Consider the following 2,406-nt stretch of genomic DNA (forward strand, 5'->3'; position numbering starts at 1 on the left):
GACTTCGACCGGAACCTGATAGGTTGCCCCCCCGACGCGGCGCGAGCGCACTTCAACCGAAGGCGCAACCGCTTCCAGAGCATTGTGGAAGACTTCTACCGGGTTCTTTTTCGAGCGGGTTTCGACCAGCTCGAACGCACCATATACAATGCGTTCAGCGACCGACTTTTTGCCGTCGCGCATGATCTGGTTCATGAATTTCGAAACCACGAGATCCTTGTACTTAGGATCCGTGAGGACAACGCGCTTCTCGGCTTGGTGACGACGGGACATGGAGCTCTGGACCTCTTACTTCGGCTTCTTGGCGCCGTAGTGCGAGCGGCGCTGCTTACGGTTCTTGACGGGTTGGGTATCGAGGGCGCCGCGCACGATGTGGTAGCGCACGCCCGGAAGGTCTTTCACGCGGCCGCCGCGGATGAGCACGACCGAGTGCTCCTGAAGGTTGTGGCCTTCGCCGGGGATATAGCACAGCGATTCAAATCCGGAGGTCATCCGCACCTTGGCCACTTTGCGAAGCGCCGAGTTCGGCTTCTTCGGGGTGGTGGTGTAGACGCGCGTGCAAACGCCGCGGCGCTGCGGGCAGGCCTTAAGGGCCGGCGTTTTCGTACGGGTGCGCTTGGGCTCGCGCGGATTGCGGATCAGCTGCTGGATAGTCGGCATCGGGCCTGATGTCTCTTCATGCGTTGTGGCCCGGGGGCCGATAATGACAACTGCCCCGAAGGCCTGACATGGCATCCGGGACGGCGGGAATTTGGGGGCCAGATTGACCGGTGCATCGCTGCGGCCGGTGCGGCTTGCGGGGCGAAACGCCCGTTTACCTCTCTGACGATGTGGCGGCGTGTAGACGCGCGCGGACGGCGCGTCAAGGGCGCGCAGCCGTTGCAAGAGCGTAAACAGAAGGCCCCTGATGGCCCCTAGAAGGGCAAAATACCGCCCCAGCTGCGGAAACACATCCAGGCGATCAGCGCGACGGCGGCGGCCGCGCACCCTGCCCCGGCCAGGTCAGCTTTCGAGAAATGCATCCGAAGTCCGTCCAGAAATTAAAAAGCCTGCCAGAACTGGCAGGCTTTTGCGTTGGTTTCAAGCGGTCAGGCGGGCGGTCAGGCGGGCGATCAGGCGCCCGTCTTGTCCGGCGCCGGCAAGCCGGTAAGCACGAGGCTTTCCTCGGCCTTGGCCATGGCGGCGGCGCGCTTGGCTTTGAGCTTCGCATCGCGTTCGGCAGCCACCCGGCGGAACTGGCGGATACCGCCGCCGGTACCGGCCGGGATCAGACGGCCGACGATGACGTTTTCCTTCAGGCCCTCGAGCGTGTCGATCTTGCCCTGGACAGCCGCTTCGGTCAGCACGCGGGTCGTTTCCTGGAACGAGGCGGCCGAGATGAAGCTCTTGGTCTGGAGCGAGGCTTTGGTGATACCAAGCAGCAGCGGCGTTGATGTCGCCTCGACCTGGTCTTTCTTGCGCGAACGGCGAACCGTATCGTTGGCCTCTTCGAAGTCCCCTACGTCGATATGCTCGCCGACGATGAACGGGGTGTCCCCGCCATCGACGATCTCGACCTTCTGCAGCATCTGGCGAACGATCACCTCAATGTGCTTGTCGTTGATCGGCACGCCTTGCAGGCGGTAGACCTTCTGCACTTCGTCGATCAGGTAGTTGGCAAGCGCTTCGACGCCGAGCGTGGACAGGATGTCCTGCGGGGCGGGGTTGCCGTCCATCAGGAACTCGCCGCGCTTGATGAAGTCGCCGTCCTGCACCGCGAGGTGCTTACCCTTCGGAACCAGGTAGTCGATCGGGGGCTTGCCCTCTTCCATCGGAACGATCGTGACCTTGCGCTTGTTCTTGTAGTCGCGGCCGTATTCGACGCGGCCGTCGACATCCGCAATGATCGCATGATCTTTCGGACGGCGCGCTTCGAAGAGTTCTGCCACGCGCGGCAGACCGCCCGTGATGTCCTTCGTTTTCGCGCCGCCGGTCGTGACACGGGCCAGCGTGTCGCCAGGCTCGATCTTGTCGCCGTCGGAAACGGAGAGGATCGCGCCGACAGACAGCACGTAGGAGGCGGACGAACCGTTCGGCAGCTTCACCGGCTTGCCATCCTTGCCAATGATCTGGATCGTCGGCTTGAGGTCGGCGGCCTTCGAAGACGAGCGCGGGTCGATGACGACGCGGGCCGAGATGCCGGTCGCTTCGTCGGTCTCTTCACGGATGGTCGTGCCGTCTGCGAGGTCGATGAAGCGGGCGTGACCGCCGACTTCCGAAACGATCGGCTGGGCGAAGGGATCCCAGTCAGCGAGCAGCAGCCCGGGTGCAACCTTAGCACCGTCCTTGACCATCAGGCGCGTGCCATAGGCCGGACGGAACGACTGGCGCGTGCGGCCTTCGCCGTCGACGATTTCCACCTGCATG

Annotated in this window: 1 protein-coding gene and 2 pseudogenes; all 3 read right to left on the minus strand. The window is 63.3% G+C overall.

Annotated features, from left to right (window positions below; all coding sequences use genetic code 11):
- A pseudogene (locus tag WEA77_RS11520) lies at positions 1 to 273 on the minus strand (30S ribosomal protein S7); the annotation flags it as partial.
- A 15-nt stretch (positions 274 to 288) separates the two neighbouring features.
- Complete coding sequence (rpsL, locus tag WEA77_RS11525; protein ID WP_011647831.1) at positions 289 to 660, minus strand: 30S ribosomal protein S12; 372 nt, start codon at positions 658 to 660, stop codon at positions 289 to 291.
- Between the two features lie 452 nt (positions 661 to 1,112).
- A pseudogene (locus WEA77_RS11530) lies at positions 1,113 to 2,406 on the minus strand (DNA-directed RNA polymerase subunit beta'); the annotation flags it as partial.

The sequence above is a fragment of the Hyphomonas sp. genome, assembly GCF_040882205.1.
Classification (GTDB): Bacteria; Pseudomonadota; Alphaproteobacteria; order Caulobacterales; family Hyphomonadaceae; genus Hyphomonas.